The organism is Thauera sp. JM12B12, from assembly GCF_039614725.1.
GTDB lineage: Bacteria > Pseudomonadota > Gammaproteobacteria > Burkholderiales > Rhodocyclaceae > Thauera.
In genome coordinates this window covers 2,721,895-2,737,712 of sequence record NZ_CP154859.1, presented here as the reverse complement: position 1 = coordinate 2,737,712, position 15,818 = coordinate 2,721,895, and the positions used below count along the sequence as shown (strand labels likewise).

16 protein-coding genes are annotated in these 15,818 nt (G+C 69.9%); 10 read left to right on the top strand and 6 right to left on the bottom strand.

Features of this window, described 5'->3' with window-relative positions; all coding sequences use genetic code 11:
- Window positions 1-37 precede the first annotated feature (37 nt).
- Genes AAG895_RS12355 through AAG895_RS12330 form a run of 6 tightly spaced genes read left to right on the top strand, consistent with a single transcriptional unit; the run spans window position 38 to window position 4,607 of the window.
- A complete protein-coding gene (locus AAG895_RS12355; protein ID WP_345792308.1) occupies window positions 38-1,639 on the top strand; it encodes a cbb3-type cytochrome c oxidase subunit I in 1,602 nt (533 codons plus the stop codon).
- Complete coding sequence (locus AAG895_RS12350; protein WP_324525312.1) at window positions 1,639-2,229, top strand: cbb3-type cytochrome c oxidase subunit II; 591 nt, start codon at window positions 1,639-1,641, stop codon at window positions 2,227-2,229. The genes AAG895_RS12355 and AAG895_RS12350 overlap by 1 nt, the downstream gene beginning before the upstream one ends.
- A gap of 16 nt (window positions 2,230-2,245) precedes the next feature.
- Complete coding sequence (locus AAG895_RS12345; RefSeq protein ID WP_345792307.1) at window positions 2,246-2,839, top strand: cytochrome c; 594 nt, start codon at window positions 2,246-2,248, stop codon at window positions 2,837-2,839.
- A 6-nt stretch (window positions 2,840-2,845) separates the two neighbouring features.
- The gene (locus AAG895_RS12340; protein WP_345792306.1) at window positions 2,846-3,298 is read left to right on the top strand and encodes a group III truncated hemoglobin; all 453 of its coding nucleotides are present in this window, start codon (window positions 2,846-2,848) and stop codon (window positions 3,296-3,298) included.
- Window positions 3,298-3,969, top strand: a complete 672-nt coding sequence (locus tag AAG895_RS12335) for an SCO family protein (RefSeq protein ID WP_345792305.1) — start codon at window positions 3,298-3,300, stop codon at window positions 3,967-3,969. Before AAG895_RS12340 ends, AAG895_RS12335 begins: the two co-directional genes overlap by 1 nt.
- The gene (locus tag AAG895_RS12330) at window positions 3,966-4,607 is read left to right on the top strand and encodes a hypothetical protein (RefSeq protein ID WP_345792304.1); all 642 of its coding nucleotides are present in this window, start codon (window positions 3,966-3,968) and stop codon (window positions 4,605-4,607) included. Before AAG895_RS12335 ends, AAG895_RS12330 begins: the two co-directional genes overlap by 4 nt.
- Here AAG895_RS12330 and AAG895_RS12325 read toward each other — a convergent pair.
- The 6 genes from AAG895_RS12325 to AAG895_RS12300 form a co-directional block, all read right to left on the bottom strand.
- Window positions 4,544-5,053, bottom strand: coding sequence for an Rrf2 family transcriptional regulator (locus tag AAG895_RS12325; RefSeq protein WP_345792303.1), 510 nt, complete (start codon window positions 5,051-5,053; stop codon window positions 4,544-4,546). The two genes, AAG895_RS12330 and AAG895_RS12325, sit on opposite strands and share 64 nt — an antisense overlap.
- A gap of 190 nt (window positions 5,054-5,243) precedes the next feature.
- Window positions 5,244-6,497 (bottom strand): methyltransferase, encoded by a 1,254-nt coding sequence (locus AAG895_RS12320; protein ID WP_345792302.1) that lies wholly within the window; start codon window positions 6,495-6,497, stop codon window positions 5,244-5,246.
- Between the two features lie 148 nt (window positions 6,498-6,645).
- Entirely contained in the window at window positions 6,646-7,905 is a 1,260-nt protein-coding gene (codA, locus tag AAG895_RS12315; RefSeq protein WP_345792301.1) for a cytosine deaminase, read from the bottom strand.
- On the bottom strand, window positions 7,902-9,158 hold the full coding sequence (locus AAG895_RS12310) for a PucR family transcriptional regulator ligand-binding domain-containing protein (protein WP_345792300.1): 1,257 nt from the start codon (window positions 9,156-9,158) through the stop codon (window positions 7,902-7,904). The genes codA and AAG895_RS12310 overlap by 4 nt, the downstream gene beginning before the upstream one ends.
- Window positions 9,155-9,451: a hypothetical protein gene (locus AAG895_RS12305; RefSeq protein WP_345792299.1), complete on the bottom strand. Its 297-nt coding sequence runs from the start codon at window positions 9,449-9,451 to the stop codon at window positions 9,155-9,157. The genes AAG895_RS12310 and AAG895_RS12305 overlap by 4 nt, the downstream gene beginning before the upstream one ends.
- Entirely contained in the window at window positions 9,433-9,855 is a 423-nt protein-coding gene (locus tag AAG895_RS12300) for a cytosine permease (RefSeq protein WP_345792298.1), read from the bottom strand. Before AAG895_RS12300 ends, AAG895_RS12305 begins: the two co-directional genes overlap by 19 nt.
- 285 nt (window positions 9,856-10,140) lie before the next feature.
- On the opposite strand from AAG895_RS12300, the gene modA reads away from it, so the two are divergent.
- The 4 genes from modA to AAG895_RS12280 all read left to right on the top strand — a co-directional run bounded on the left by modA (window position 10,141) and on the right by AAG895_RS12280 (window position 15,808).
- Window positions 10,141-10,884, top strand: coding sequence for a molybdate ABC transporter substrate-binding protein (gene modA / locus AAG895_RS12295; protein WP_345792297.1), 744 nt, complete (start codon window positions 10,141-10,143; stop codon window positions 10,882-10,884).
- Between the two features lie 8 nt (window positions 10,885-10,892).
- Window positions 10,893-11,573, top strand: coding sequence for a molybdate ABC transporter permease subunit (gene modB / locus AAG895_RS12290; protein WP_345792296.1), 681 nt, complete (start codon window positions 10,893-10,895; stop codon window positions 11,571-11,573).
- 79 nt (window positions 11,574-11,652) lie between these two features.
- The gene (locus AAG895_RS12285) at window positions 11,653-12,741 is read left to right on the top strand and encodes an efflux RND transporter periplasmic adaptor subunit (RefSeq protein ID WP_345792295.1); all 1,089 of its coding nucleotides are present in this window, start codon (window positions 11,653-11,655) and stop codon (window positions 12,739-12,741) included.
- 13 nt (window positions 12,742-12,754) lie between these two features.
- Entirely contained in the window at window positions 12,755-15,808 is a 3,054-nt protein-coding gene (locus AAG895_RS12280) for an efflux RND transporter permease subunit (protein WP_345792294.1), read from the top strand.
- Window positions 15,809-15,818: the final 10 nt, after the last annotated feature.

Here is a 15,818-nt window from a genome sequence, read left to right as displayed (position 1 = left end):
CGCGGCCCCGGACCCATGCTTTACAGGCGAATCTTCCATGAACACCCTCTCGATCCTGATGTCGGCCTTCGTGCTCTCGCTCGTCGGCCTCGGTTTCTTCATCTGGTCGCAGCGCAGCCGCTTGCTGAATCGCGCGTCCGAAGGCAGCGAGGTGATCTTCGCCCGCGGCGAGATTGGCCACCCGGAAACATTGACGCCGCATCGCGCTTTGGAGGGTGGCGCCGGCACGGTCGATAGCCAGGAACTGCTCGATCGCGCCGCGGCGGATGCCTCGACCGCTCCGGTGGTGTTCTTCTTCTACTGTTGTGCCTTCGTCTGGCTGCTCGTGGCCTCGGCGGCGGGACTCACCGCCTCGATCAAGCTCCATGCGCCCGACTGGCTGGTGTCGGAGGCCTGGCTCAGCTTCGGCCGCATCCGCACCGTGCATCTCAACGCGGTGGCCTATGGCTGGGCGCCGATGGCCGGCCTCGGCACGGCGCTGTTCATCATTCCGCGCCTGCTCAAGACCGAACTCGTCGGCGGCCGCTATGCGGTGCTCGGCGGGGCGCTGTGGAACGCGGCGCTGGTCGCCGGGCTGGGCAGCCTCGCCTATGGCGTCAGCGACGGCATGGAGTGGCTCGAGATCCCCTGGCAGATCGACATCCTGTTCGTCGCCGGCGGCGCCCTCGTGGGCCTGCCGCTGATCCTCACGCTGCTCAGGCGCAAGGTCGCCCACCTCTACGTATCGGTCTGGTACATGGGGTGCGCGCTGTTCTGGTTTCCGGTGCTGTTCTTCGTCGCCAACATCCCCGGCCTTCACCGCGGCGTGGAGGCGGCGACGATGAACTGGTGGTTCGGCCACAACGTGCTCGGCCTGTTCTACACGCCGCTGGCGCTGGCCTCGATCTACTACTTCCTGCCCAAGCTGATCGGCCGGCCGATCCAGTCCTACAACCTGTCGCTGGTGGGCTTCTGGGGGCTCGCCTTCTTCTACGGCCAGGTCGGCGGGCACCATCTCGTCGGCGGTCCGGTTCCCGCCTGGCTGGTCACCCTGTCGATCGTGCAGGGCATGATGATGATCCTGCCGGTGGTCGCCTTCACGGTGAACCAGCACCTCACGCTCAAGGGCCATCTCGCCGCGCTGCGCCATTCGCCAACGCTGCAGTTCATCTGCCTCGGCGGACTGATGTACACCGCGAGTTCGGTGCAGGGCTCGTTCGAGGCGCTGCGAAGCGTCAACGTCATCACCCACTTCACCCACTACACGGTGGCCCACGCCCATCTCGGCCTCTATGGCTTCGTCACGATGGTCTTCTTCGGCGCCATCTATTTCGTCGTGCCACGCGTCACCGGCCGCGACTGGCCGTGGCCGCGGCTCATCAGCCTGCACTTCTGGCTGGCCGCGACCGGCATCGCGATCTATTTCGTGTCGCTGACCATCGGCGGCTGGCTGCAGGGCAGCGCGATGCTCGACGAGAGCCGCGGATTCATGGAATCGGTGCAGATCACGCTGCCCTACCTGCAGGGCCGCAGCGTGGGCGGTGCGCTGATGGCGCTCAGCCATGTGGTGTTTGCCGCGCACTTCGTCCGCCTGCTGATAGGCGGCGAGCGCCGCACGGAGCAATCGTCCGCCTACCTTTCGGCACCGGGAGCGATCTGATGCACAGCGAAACGCGCTTGATCCTCGGCGGCCTGACCACGCTGGCGGTCGCCACCGCCGCCCTGGTCGTGCTGCCCTACGTGACGGTCCGCGACACGCCGCCGGTCGAAGGCCTCAAGCCTTACACCTCGGCCGAGCTGCGCGGGCGCACGCAATACATTCAACACGGATGCATGTATTGCCACTCGCAGCAGCCGCGCGCGAGGGCGTTCGCGCCCGATGCCAAGCGCGCCTGGGGGCGGGCCACGGTGGCGGGCGACTACGCCTATGACGATCCGCCCTTGCTCGGCACCATGCGCACCGGCCCGGACCTGATGAACATCGGCGTTCGCCAGCCGAGCGACCAGTGGCACCTGGGGCATCTCTACCAGCCGCGCGCCTACGCGCCGGGCAGCATCATGCCGGCCTATCCCTTCCTGTTCGAGCTGCGCGACCAGGCCGAGGCGGGCGAGACGGTGGTCACCCTGCCGCCCGACTTCGCCCCGGCGGGCAAGGTCGTCGTCGCCCGCCCGGAGGCGCTCGATCTGGTGAGCTACCTGAAGTCGCTCGACCGCAGTTATCCGGTCGCCGATGCGGCAAACGTGAACTGAGCGGCCGAGGACGCCCATGAACAAGCCCGAAATCCTGTCGCAGCAGCGCCGCGAGAATCCCGACCCGGAGGAGGGCCGCACGCCCATCCCCTGGCTCGTCCTCGCGCTCGCGCTGGCGCTTGCCGCCTTCGGTGTCGATTACATCTCCCATTCGAACCTGAATGCGCCGGCGACCTGGGGCGACGGCCGCAGCGCAGCCGAGCTGGCCGGCGACAAGCCGGCGGCGGGCGCCAAGGTCGATGGCGGCGCCATCTTCAATTCGATGTGCGCCGCCTGCCACCAGGCCACCGGGCTGGGGCTGCCGGGCGTGTTCCCGCCCCTGGCCGGTTCGGAATGGGTGCTCGGCAAACCCGACACGCTCGCCGCCATCCTGCTGCACGGCGTGAGTGGCCCGCTCGAGGTCAAGGGCACGGTCTACCAGGGCGCGATGCCCGCGTTCGGCAGCTCGCTGGGCGATGCCGAGATCGCCGCCGTGCTCACCCACATCCGCAGCAGCTGGGGCAACGCCGCCGCGCCGATCGACGCCGAGGCCGTGGCCGCGGCGCGGGCCCGGCTCACGGACCGCAAGCAACCCTTCTCCGGCGGCGATGAACTCGCCGCGCTTCCCTGAACTGAGATGAGCGCCAACAGCCCGCCCACCCCCTCCGCCACGATCGCGTCCAACGCACTGACGCGTGACGATCTTCACCGCCTGGTGCATGCCTTCTACGCCGACGTGCGCCGCGACCCCTTGCTCGCCCCGGTGTTCGACGCGGCGATCGGCGAGCACTGGGACACCCACCTCGGACGCATGGTCGAGTTCTGGTCGACCATGATGCTCGACACGCGCACCTTCTCCGGCAGCGTCTTTACCACCCACATGCAGCTCAAGGGCGTCGAGCCTGAGCACTTCGCGCGCTGGATGACGCTGTGGCACCGCCACACCGCGGCCGGCTTCGAGACCGCCGCGCGCGAGCGGCTGCGCGAGGTCGCCGGGATGATCGGGCGCAGCCTCTTCCTCGGCTTCTTCAGCCGCCCGGCGAAGTTCGTCGCCGATGAAGAGGGGCGCGTGAACGTGGAGCGGGGATAGTGCCAGCCGCCCGCGGCAGCGCTGCCGCAGCGCGCCCCCGCGCGCTGGTGACAACCCTGCTCGCAGCCCTCGCGCTGCTGGTGGGCTTCATCGCCCTGGTTGGGCAGCTCACCCGCGGCTTCGAATACTGGACCTTCGAGGCCTTGCGTCGCGACGACGCGGCGGGCGCCCGCCTGCTTGCCCCTCCGGTCGCGCTGTCAGGTCCGTACCGAGCGGCGTCGACGCCCTGGCCGGGACAGCCGGGCGAGGTCTTCCTGGTCGATTTCATCTATACCCGCTGCCCGACCGTGTGCAGCGCCCTCGGCGCCGAATACACCCGCATGCAGCGCGCACTGCGCGAGCGCTTCGGCGCCGACAGCCCGATCCGTCTGGTGTCGATCGCTTTCGACCGCGCGCACGACACACCCGCCGCCTTGCGGGACTACGGCATCACCCACCGGCAGGCGCCCGAGCTGTGGCAGATCGGCACGCCGGTCGACGCGGCGGCGCAGGAGACCCTGCTGCGCTCGCTCGGCGTGGTCGCGGTGCCGGACGGGATGGGGGGCTTCGTGCATAACGGGGCCATCCACCTCATCGACGCCGGCGGCACCGTGAGGGGCATCTACGACCTCGAGCGCTGGCCGCAGGCGCTCGAACGCGCACTGGCGCTCGCCGCCGCGGGACGCTCATGAACACCGCAAGCCGACGGGTACCGACAGGGTTGCTCGCGGCGCTGCCGCTCCTGCTGCTGTGGGCGCCCCTGCGCCAGCTGCTCGAAGGCAGCATGGCGCTGCACATGCTGGTGGAGCTGCCGCTGCTGCTGGCCAGCGGCTGGGCCGCCGGCGCCGTGCTCGCGCACCACCGCCTGCCCGCCGGACTGCCTTGCCGCGTCGACGCCCACGGCGTGCTCGGGCTCGCGTTCGCGAGCTGCGTGGGCGCGCTGTGGATGATCCCCTCGATGCTCGACCTCAGTCTTCTCGATGCCGGCGTGCAGTGGGCCAAATACGGTGCGTGGTGGCTCTCCGGCGTGGTGCTGCGCGCGAGCTGGCGCCGAAGCGAACCCGAGATCGCCGCCTTCTTCGTCGGCAACATGGCCTGGATGCTGGCCACTGCCGGGCTGTTGTACCAGGACGAAGAACAGCGCCTGTGCGTGAGCTACCTCGTCGATGAACAGGCGGTCGCCGGCAAGGGGCTGATCGTGCTGGCGCTCGTGCTCGCCGGCCTTGCGCTGCACCGCGCCGTCGCCGCGCCGCGCCCGGCGGCGATTCAGCCTGGTGAGCGCTTGACGCCCGACGCGGGCGAACGCACGAGCGGGATGATCCGCCGCTGATCGCCGTCGATCCCGAGCAGCGACGCCGCCACGCTCGGCGCCGCGACCGCGTCGCGCAGCGTCATCCGATCGAGCTCGAGCATGAAGGCATCCAGCGCGCGGCGCAGCCCGCGGGTGAGGTTGCAGGCCGGCGCGATCGCGCAGCAATCCTCCTTGCCGGCCTCGAAGCACTCGACCAGCGCGAAATCGCCTTCGGCGATCCGCACCACCATGCCGATCGAGATCGCCGCGGGGTCGCGCGCCAGGCGCACGCCGCCACTGCGCCCGCGCACCGTCTCGAGCAGGCCAGCCGCGCCCATCTGATGCACGATCTTCATCAGGTGGCTGCGCGAGATGTCGTACGCGGCCGCGATCTCGTCGATCGTGGTGAGCGCGCCGCTCTCATGGCGCAAGCTCAAGTACATCAGCACGCGCAGCGTGTAATCGGTATAGACCGTGAGTTTCATCGATCCTGCGGGTCGGGGGAGAAGTCGAGGTCGAGGATAAGCCCCCGCCCCCAGGCTGGCAATCGACTCGCCCGGGTCGGGCAAGGCCTTGCGCGATGGTGGGGCGCCGATCGCGGCGGGCCTCGGGAGCGGCCTTGCGCTGACCGAGGTCCTGCGACGGGCCGTGAGGACGGGCGTGGGCCTGCGGGCGTCAGTGCGTACCGGACGTGGGCGAGTCGGGTGCGCGCCGCTCGGCGAGGACCAAGAGGTTGCGTGGCGTCAGTGCGCGCGCGCAGAAGCGTCCCACGGTCACGTCGAAGCCGCGCTCTTCCAGGCCGAGCGCAAGGTCGAGCACCAGCCAGTGCTCGAGGGCGCGGCGAAACGCGTGGCGCACCAGCTCCAGCCGTCGAACCTCGTCACGGCGATGCTCGCCTGCCTTCTCCCAGTGCCCCCAATCTACGGCGAGCGGCAGGCGCAGCTGCTCGCGCGTGGCGAGCCTGCGGCAGAAGCCTTCGAAGTCCTGCGCAAGCCAGGCTGACGGCACCGGGCGGAAGTTGTGCGGGCGCTGCGGTGCGTCGGCGTCGTCTTCCATCTCCCTTTTTGCTGCGTCGCCAGCACGCTCCACTGCGTCTCGCAGCGCCACGAAGCCGAGCTTCCACGCCTGGTCCCGGGCCAGGCGGTTGCGGTCATGGCGGGGCGCGGTCACGGTCTCGGTGACCGCGAGGCGCAGCGTCGCGGCGTCGAGCGCGAGGCGGGCGTCGCGGCTGAGCGGGCGGTAAGCCCCGTCGGTGCCGAGGTGGTAGCAGCAGGGGGCGATGCGGTAGGCGTGCGCGCCGTCGCGCGCGGCATTGCGGACGAGGTGGCGGTGCAGTTCGCCACACGCATGCAGCGCGCACACCGTGCGGCCGCGCACATGGGTCCGTGCCTCGGGTACAAACGCGTCGCCGCACACGATTTCCTGCGCCACCCGCGCGCGGCGGGCGAGACGCTCGGCCTCGGCGCACAGCACGGGGTCGATCTCCATGGAGGCGACCGGCTGACACTCGATCTGCGCCAGTCGTCTGCCGAGGTGACCCTTGCCGGCGCACCACTCGAGCAGCGGCCCCCGGGCGGGCGGCGCGTGCGCCGCGAAGGCCTCGATCTGCGCGAGCTTGCGCCCGGGAATGCCGTCCGCAAGGCGGGCGTCGCCCGCCGGGAGGGCGCGCGCAGGGAGCTCGGGCAGGGCGCAGCTCGCGGCCAGGTGGGCGACCACCGGCAACTGCGGACGGAGCCAGGCGGCGCACGCCTCCGGGTCCGCGCCGAGGTGCTCGACGCTGGCTTCGTCCAGTCCCAGCACCGCGGTGGCGAGCGCCGGCCAGCGCTCGCACCAGGCTGGACGCCGCACATGGAAGGGCGCAGGCCGCCACACCGACTCATGCTCGGCCAGCAGCGCCTGCAGTTCGAGAAAACGTGCGCGCAGATTCATCGACGGGATTGGTAGCACAGCGCGCGCGGCTTGTCGCCTGGCCCGAAGCGTCGTCGCTCCGCAGGGCCGGTCCTGCTGCGCCCTGCAAGCCCTGTGTTGTCGAAGCCATGCTGGGGTTGGGGCGGCGGGCACGGGATCTGCGAGGGCGTCAGCTGGTCTCCGGTGCCCACGAAACCTCGGACTCCGTCCTCCGCATGATCGGGCGGCCATGCCGGATCGAAACCAGCGCGTGCCCCTGCGTGCGTAGCACCTCATCGTCGCTCGCCGCAGACAGCAGAACCAGATTCGCCGGTCGTCCGACCTCGAGGCCGTAGCGTTCGCCCAGCGCCAGCGCGCGGGCGCCGTGGTCGGTGACGAAATCAAGCGCGCGCTGCAGGTCCTCGTAGCCAAGCATGTGGCAGATGTGCAGGCCGGCGTCGAGGATGCGCAGGAGGTTGCCGTTGCCGAGCGGATACCATGGGTCGACGATCGAGTCCTGCGCGAAGCAGACGTTGAGGCCGGCGCGATCGAGTTCGGGTACGCGGGTGAGGCCGCGCCGCTTTGGATAGCTGTCGAAGCGACCTTGCAGGTGGATGCTCTCGGTCGGGCAGCTGATGAAGCTCAGTCCGGCCTGCTTGAGCAGGCGGAAAAGCTTGAAGCAGTAGGCGTTGTCATAGGAGCCCATCGCCGTGGTGTGGCTCGCGGTCACGTGCGCACCCATGCCCTTGACGCGCGTCAGCTCGGCCAGCACCTCGAGGAAGCGCGACTGCGGGTCGTCGGTCTCGTCGCAGTGCACGTCAACGAGGCGCTCGTGGCGCTCGGCGAGATCCATCAGGAAGTGGAGCGATGAGACACCCTGATCGCGGGTGTTCTCGAAGTGCGGAATGCCACCGACTACGTCGGCACCCATCTCCACCGCTTGCTCCATCAAGGCTCGGCCGTTGGCGAAGGATTCGATACCTTCCTGCGGAAAGGCGACGATCTGCAGGTCGACCAGGGCACGGGCCTCGTCTCTTACCTCGAGCATCGCCTTCAGGGTGGCGAGCCCGGGCTCGGTCACGTCAACGTGTGTGCGCACGTGCTGGATGCCGTGCGCGGCGAGCATGCGAATGGTGCGGTGGGCGCGCGACTTGGTGTCCTCGGATGTGACCAGGGCCTTGCGCTCTGCCCAGCGCTCGATGCCCTCGAACAGCGTGCCGCTCAGATTCCAGCGCGGCTCGCCGGCGGTGAGGGCGGCGTCGAGGTGGATGTGGGGTTCGACCAGTGGCGGGATGACCAGCCGTCCGGCGGCGTCGAGCCCGTCACTGCCTGCGACTTCAGGCCTCAGGGTGGTCGACTGCGGCTCGATCGCGCTGATGCAGCCGTCGGCCCAGCGCAGGGTGTACAGGCCTTCACGGCCGCGCAGGCGGGCATTGTAGAAATGGTTCATGCGGAGTTCCTCGTGTTCTTGGCGGGCGAGTGGGGTGAGAGTCGTCGGATCATCAGCGCGATGGCAATGTTCAGGCGCTGTTGTGCTTGGGCAAGATCGAGTCCGCCCAGGGTCTCGATCTGGTGCATTCGATGGTTCAGGGTGTTGCGATGCACGCCGAGGCTGCTCGCCGCGGCGACGAGGTTGCCGTTGCTCTGGATCCAGGCCTCCAGGGTCTCGATGAGGGCCCTGTTGTGCGCCTTGTCATGCTGCATCAACGCGCCGAGCGTGTTGGTGACGAAGCGCTCGAGCAGGCTGCGGTCGCGGATTGCAGTCAGCAGTTCAATTACCCCGAGCTCCTCGAAGCAGCACAGGCCCGGGCGCTCTGGCAATGCCAGGGCCACGGCCAGCGCGTGGCGGGCCTCGCCCAATCCGCGCGGAAGCTCGCCCGGGTGTGGGCAGGGTGCGCCCAGTCCGCCGTACAGGCGAAGCGGAGCGGCTTCGGCGGTCAGGTTCGCGATCAGGGTCTCAAGGGTCGTGCGCATGCGTCCGACCCCCGTCAAGGAGGCCGTGTCGATGGGCAGCAGGGCGATCCACTGCTCGCCCTGGCTGAGCACCGGTAGCGAGGCGCCCAGCGTTTCGAGACAGCGCTCGAGCACAGTCGAGACGCTGGCACGCAAGGTCTGCAGCCGGCGCTCTGCCTGTTCCGCGCCGAGGCTGTCCTTCAGCGCCGCACTGCCGGTTGCTTGCAGTACCAGCACACGATGCATGCCGCCGAATTCGAGCCCGAGCGCCTGCGCGCGCTGCTCGAGCACGGTGGCGTCTGCGATGTCACCCTCGAGCAGGTGCTTGACGAGCTGCTGGCGCGACTGTCCGAGCATCTGCGCCTGGACCAGCGCCGAACCGATGGCCTCCGTGACCTCCACCAGCGGCAGTGCGTAGGGCTGCTCGATCAGGGGCAGGCCGAGGCGGTCGGCCTCGGCAAGGACGCGGTCGGGGATGCGTTGGATGTAGAGGGGGCCGGTCAGGATGACCAGTCCGGCGCAATCGCTTGCGTGCGCTTCGCGAACCCTGCGCAGCAGGTCGCCCTCGTCATGTGGCGTGTTGATCCCGGTGACGAACACCAGCTCGCCGCCCCGCACCCATTCGGCGATCGATGCATCCTGCGCGAGGTAGGGCCAGCGCACGCTGCGCTGCACACCCGCTCCCCCGGCGCGCAGGCGCAGGGCCTGGAGCCGGGGGAGCTGCAGGATCTCGCGCACGCTCAGGCTCATGCCTCGGCTGCGCTCAGTCGCTGACGGGTGTGGCGGGCGCGCTGCAGTTCGAACAGCAACACGTAGCTCGAGGCCGCCACCGCGATGCCGACCAGCGGTGCGACCCACGGCGATAAGTAGGCCGACAGCGCGCCCAGCGCGTATGCGCCAAGGCCGACCCGGTTGAACCGCGGCAGCGCGGTCTCCGCGAGGCGCGGGTAGGCACCGCGATGCGCGTAGAAGAAGTCGGCCATGATCACGCCACCGATCGGGGGAATGATCGAGCCGAGCAGGATCAGAAAGGGAATGAGCATGTCGTACATCCCGCCGATGGCAAGCAGCGTGCCGACGCCGGCGCGATGGTCGCCGTGCCCCAGGCATACCAGCCGATCTGGGTGAAGCCGAGCAGGAAGTCGGAGAGCTTGCTGCCGTGCTCGCCGAAGCAGAAGCGTCCCATCAGGACCGAGTTGAGACCACTGCGGCAGGCAATCAGCCCGAGCACTGCGGCGTAAAGCCCGAGCAGCAGGTTGCCGGCGATCGCGGCCCAGATCAGGGTCTTGAAGTCGAAGGCCATGCCCATCTTTCCTCCCGCGAACATGGTCGCGGTGAAGAAGGTAAAGCCGAACAGCAGGATGGAGGTGGACAGCAGCCCCTTGCGGGCGCCGGGCGGCACCTCGCTGAGGGGGTAGTCATGATCGAGGTCGGGTGCGTGGGACATGAGGGTGACTCCGGAAAGTGGCAGGTGTCTCCTTACTGCAAACCTCATGCCATCCCGGCAAACCGCGTTCTGGCCGTGTTGGCGTTTCAGAGCGAACGATCACGGGTGTGCACGGTGAACAATGCGCGGGCTGCGTGCGCCAGGCTTGCGCACCACCGCGATGCACAGCGCTGGCGCGCTGCATCATCGCGGTGCCCGCCGCGGATCCTCCGCTCCCGCCGCGCGCCGCGTTCGGTCCTGCGCTCTTATACTTGTGCCTCCCGCGTTCGATACCGAGCCCTGTCGATGAAATCCACCGCCCTGGTATTGCTCAGCCTGTCGCTCACCGGTGCCGTGCAGGCGGCCGAGCTCAGCGTGGCCGTGGCTGCGAACTTCGCTGCACCGATGCAGAAGATCGCCGCGGCCTTCGAGCACGAGACCGGCCACAAGCTCGCGCTGTCCTTTGGCGGGACGGGCAAGTTCTATGCGCAGATCAGGAATGGCGCGCCCTTCGAGGTGCTGCTCGCGGCCGACGACGAGACCCCGGCGCGCCTGGAACGCGAAGGCCTGGGTGTGGCGGGGACGCGCTTCACCTACGCCATCGGCAAGCTCGTGCTGTGGAGCAGGCAGGCGGACCTGGTCGACGACCGGGGCGAGGTCTTGCGCGCGGCCTCCTTCGAGCGCATCGCGCTTGCCGACCCCAAGCTCGCGCCCTATGGCGCTGCCGCCATGCAGGTCCTGCGCGAGCTCGGGCTGGCGGAAGCGCTGCGCGGCAAGTTCGTCCAGGGGGAAAGCATCGGCCAGGCGTACCAGTTCGTCGCCACCCGGAATGCGCCGCTTGGCTTCGTGGCGCTGTCCCAGGTGTTCGTGGATGGGCGCGTCACCGAGGGCTCGGCCTGGGTGGTTCCGGAGGATCTCTACGCGCCGATCCGCCAGGACGCGCTCATCCTCGCCAGGGGCAAGGACAATCCGGCCGCGTCCGAGCTGATGCGCTATCTGCAGGGTGAGGCGGCGAAGGCCGTCATCCGCGCCTACGGCTACGGCCTGTGAGCGTGGCGATGCTCGATGAATTCGCCTGGCAAGCCATCCGGCTCACCCTCGAGCTGGCGACGCTGACCACCGTGCTGCTGTTGCTGATCGCGACGCCGCTGGCGTGGTGGTTGTCGCAGACGCGTTCGCGCTGGCGGGCGCCGGTCAGCGCGGTGGTGACCTTGCCCCTGGTGCTGCCGCCGACCGTGCTCGGCTTCTACCTGCTCGTGCTGATGGGGCCCGAGGGGGCGCTCGGGCAGCTCACCCAGTCCCTGGGCTGGGGCACCCTGTCCTTCACCTTCACCGGCTTGCTGATCGGCTCGATCATCTTCTCGCTGCCCTTCGCGGTGCAGCCGATCCAGCACGCCTTCGAGTCGATCGGGGCGCGGCCGCTCGAGGCTGCCGCCACCTTGCGCGCGAGCCCGCTCGACGCCTTCTTCAGCGTCGCCCTGCCGCTGGCGCGCCCCGGGCTGCTCACCGCCGCCATCCTCAGCTTTGCGCACACGGTCGGGGAGTTCGGCGTCGTGCTGATGATCGGCGGCAACATCCCGGGCAAGACCCGCGTGGTGTCCACCCAGATCTACGGCCACGTCGAGGCAATGGAGTATGCGCAGGCGCACTGGCTGGCGGGCGGCATGGTGGTGTTCTCGTTCGTCGTCCTGCTGTGCCTGTCGCTGCTCAGACGCCATGGCGCGAGCGTGATGCGTTGAAGGCGGACGAGGGCGGCGCCGGACCGGAGTGCTTTGGGCGCCGGCGCGCCAGCGCTCCGCATACGAAGGGAATGAATACATGCGCACGACCAGCCTTGCCTCCATCCTGATCATCGTTGCGCTCGGCATTCCGCTCGCCGGGTGCAGCGAGCCGCCGGCGCCCGTTGCAACGGTGGAGGCAGTGCGTCCGGCGCTGATCGTCACCGTGGGCGAGGCTGCCGCGCGCGAGGCCTTGCGCCTGCCCGGGCGGGTGCGTGCCGCCAGGCGTGCCGAGCTATCGTTCGACGTGCCTGGCTTCGTCGATACCTTCAGCCTGGAGGAGGGGCGCGGGGTGAGGGCCGGGGAGGTCGTCGCGCGCCTGGACGACCGCATCTATCGCTCGCGCCTGGAGGCCTCGCGCGCCGAGTTCGAGCGTGCGCGGAACGACCTCGCGCGCTACCAGCGCCTGTGGGATATGGAGCAGGCCGTCGCCCGCGCCGAGGTCGACGACCGCCGCGCCCGCCTGGAGCTCGCCCGCACGAATCTCGCCGCTGCCGAGCGCGACCTCGCCGACACCGTGATCAAGGCACCCTTCGCGGGCGTGATCACCCGCCGCCGCATCGAGCCCTTCACCAACGTGCAGGCCAAGCAGCCGATCGCCGAACTGCAGGACCTGCGCGCGCTCGAGGTGGTGGTGAACGTGCCCGAGCGCCTGGTGCGCAGCATGCGGCCGCAGCAGGGCGCGGTCGCGTATCTGGAAGGCGACCGCGTCGCGCCTGGGCAGGCGCTGGCGCTGGCGCTCAGGTCCTTCTCCGCCGAGGCCGATCCGCTGACGCAGACCTATGTGGTGGTGCTCGCGGTGCGCGCGGTGCCGGTGGGCGTGAACCTGCTGCCGGGAATGGCGGTCAGCGTCGAGCCGGCCAATACCGGCACGGACGGTGGAGCGGCCGCGGCGAACGCGGAGATCACCATCCCGCTCACTGCCGTCGCCGCCGATGCGCAGGGCCAGCCGGGCGTGTGGGTGGTCAGCGAGGCGGGAAGGGTCGCGCGTCGGCCGGTCCGCACCGGTGCCATCCTGGGTGCCGAAATCGTCGTGGCGTCCGGCCTGGTGGCGGGCGAGCGCATCGTCGGCGCAGGGGCCGGCGCGCTGCGCGAGGGCATGCTGGTCCGCCCGCTCGAGCCCCGCTGAGCCGGGGGCGCCGATGAACATCGCCGAATACACGATCCGCAAGTCCGTCGTTGCCTGGGTGGCCACGCTGCTGGTGCTGGCGGGGGGCTGGCTGGCCTACGAGCGCCTTGGCCGCTTCGAGGACCCCGAGTTCGTCATCCGCCAGGCGGTGGTCGTCACCGCCTATCCGGGCGCCTCGCCGGCGCAGGTCGCCGAGGAGATCACCGACCGCATCGAGGGCGCGGTGCAGCAGATGCAGGAGGTCGAGGAGATCACCTCGGTGTCGCGTGCCGGCGAGTCGCTGGTGAAGATCGAGGCCAAGCTCGCCTTCTCGCGCAGCCAGGCCGAGCTCGACCAGGTCTGGAACAAGCTGCGCAGCAAGATCGCCGACGCGGCGCGCGCGCTGCCGCCGGGCGCCGCCGAGCCGGTGGTGAAGAGCGATTTCGGCGACGTCTTCGCGCTCTTCTACGCCGTCACCGGCGAGGGCTACAGCCCGCGCCAGATGTACGACTACGTCGACTTCCTGCGCCGCGAGCTGGTGCTGGTGCCTGGCGTGGCGCGGGTGGCGCTGCTGGGCGAGCGCAAGGAGGCGATCTACGTCGAGGTGTCGAGCGCGCGCGCCGCCCAGCTCGGCGTGCCGCTCGAGCGCATCTACGCCTCGCTGCGCGCGCAGAACCTGCTCGCGCCCGCCGGCGCCGTCGACGCCGGCCCGCTGCGGCTGCAGATCCAGCCCGCGGACGGCGTCGTTTCGGTCGAGGCGCTCGGCGAGCTGGTGGTGGCGGGCGACGCCGCGAGCGGCCTGCTGCGCCTGCGCGACGTCGCCGACATCCGTCGCGAGTACGTCGATCCGCCTGCGGTGCTGATGCGCCACGACGGCGAGGCGGCGATCGGGCTGGGCATCTCCAACGTGCTCGGCGGCAACGTGGTGGAGATGGGCGATGCGGTCAAGCGTCGCCTCGCCGAGCTCGAAGGCCAGCGTCCAGTAGGCATGGAGCTGAACGTGGTGTCCTTCCAGTCGGATTCGGTGCGCGCGGCCGTGGCGAGCTTCGTCGACAACCTGGTCGCCGCGGTGGCGATCGTGGTCGTGGTCCTGCTGCTCTTCATGGGCCTGCGCAGCGGGCTGATCATCGGTGCGGTGCTGGTGCTGACCGTGGCCGGCACGCTGATCGCCATGTGGATGGACGGCATCGCGATGCAGCGCATCTCGCTCGGCGCGCTGATCATCGCGCTCGGCATGCTGGTCGACAACGCGATCGTGGTCACCGACGGCATCCTGGTGCGGCTGCGCAAGGGCGAGGCGGTGGCGCCGGCTGCGGGGGCGGTGGTGCGCGCGACGGTGTGGCCGCTGCTCGGCGGCACCGTGGTCGGCATCCTCGCCTTCAGCGCGATCGGCCTGTCGCCCACCGACATGGGGGAATACGCCGGCTCGCTGTTCTGGGTGATCCTGTATTCGATGCTGCTGTCGTGGCTGTTCGCGATCACGCTGACGCCGCTGCTGTGCGCCGCCTTCCTGAAGGTGAAGGTGGAGGCGGACGTGCAGGAAGGCCGAGTGCTGCGCGCCTATCGCCGCCTGCTGCAGGGCGTGCTGGGCCACCGCAGGCTCAGCGGCGCGGTGCTGGTCGGGCTGCTTGCCGCTGGCGTGGTCGCTTTCGGTCATGTGCCGCCCGGCTTCATGCCCGATTCGGCGCGGCCGCAGTTCGTGGTCGACCTGGCGCTGCCGCAAGGGACCGACATCCGCGCCACCGCCGCCGTGGTCGCCGAGGCCGAGGCCACGGTGCGTGCGGCGCCCGGCGTGCGCCATGTGACCAGCTTCATCGGCCAGGGCGGGCTGCGCTTCATGCTGACCTACAGCCCGGAAGACCCGAACCCGGCCTACGGCCAGCTGCTCGTCGATGTCGCGCGCTTCGAGGACATCGTCGGCCTCATCGAACGCCTGCAGCCCGCGCTCGAGGCCGCCTTCCCGCAGGCCAGCGTCAAGGTGTGGAAGTTCATGCTCGGCCGCGGCGGCGGCAAGAAGATCGAAGCCGCCTTCCGCGGCCCCGACCCAGCGGTGCTGCGCCGGCTGGCGGAGGAGGCCAAGGCGATCATGGCCTCCGACCCCGAGGCGGTGGCGATCCAGGATGACTGGCGCCAGGCGGTGGCGGTGGTGCGCCCGCGCTTCTCGGTCGAGGCCGCACAGCGCGCCGGCGTGCTGCCCTCGGACATCGCCGCCGCGCTCGAGCGCACCTACGTCGGCCAGCAGATCGGCGTGTATCGCGAGCATGATCGCCTGCTCCCCATCCTCGCGCGTGCGCCGGAGGACGAGCGCGGCGGCGTCGAGGAGCTTGGCAACGCCCAGGTCTTCAGCGCGACGGCGGGCAAGTACGTGCCGGTGAGCCAGTTCGTCGAGCGCGTCGACACGGTGTGGGAAGACGCGCTGATCCGGCGCGAGAACCGCTTCCCGACCATCAAGGCGCAGTGCGACCCGCCCGCCGGGCAGCTGTCGGCGCCCCTGTTCGAGCGCCTGCGCCCGCAGATCGAGGCCATCGCGCTGCCGCCGGGCTACGTGCTCGAGTGGCACGGCGAGCACAAGGCCGCGGCCGAGGCCAACGCCGGCCTGGCCGCGGCGGCGCCCTTCGGCTTTGCGGCCATGGTGGTGGCGGTGATCGTGATGTTCAACGGCCTGCGCCAGACCGCGGTGATCTGGCTCACCGTGCCGCTGGCGGTGGTTGGCGTGGCGGTCGGGCTGCTGCTGTTCCAGGCGCCCTTCGAGTTCATGGCGATCCTCGGCTTCCTGAGCCTGACCGGCATGCTGATCAAGAACGCGATCGTGCTGGTGGACCAGATCGACGTCGAGATCCGCGAAGGCAAGCCCCGCATCCTCGCGGTGCTGGATGCCTCGGCGAGCCGGGCGCGGCCGGTGTTTCTCGGCGCCGCGACGACGGTGCTGGGGGTGGCGCCGCTGCTGATCGATCCCTTCTTCCGCAGCATGGCGGTGACGATCATGTTCGGCCTCATCTTCGCCACCGGGCTGACCCTTGTCGTGGTGCCGCTGCTGTATGCGAGCTTCTTCCGCATCCGCGGCGACGAGACGGAGGCGGGGCGATGAGACGGGGACG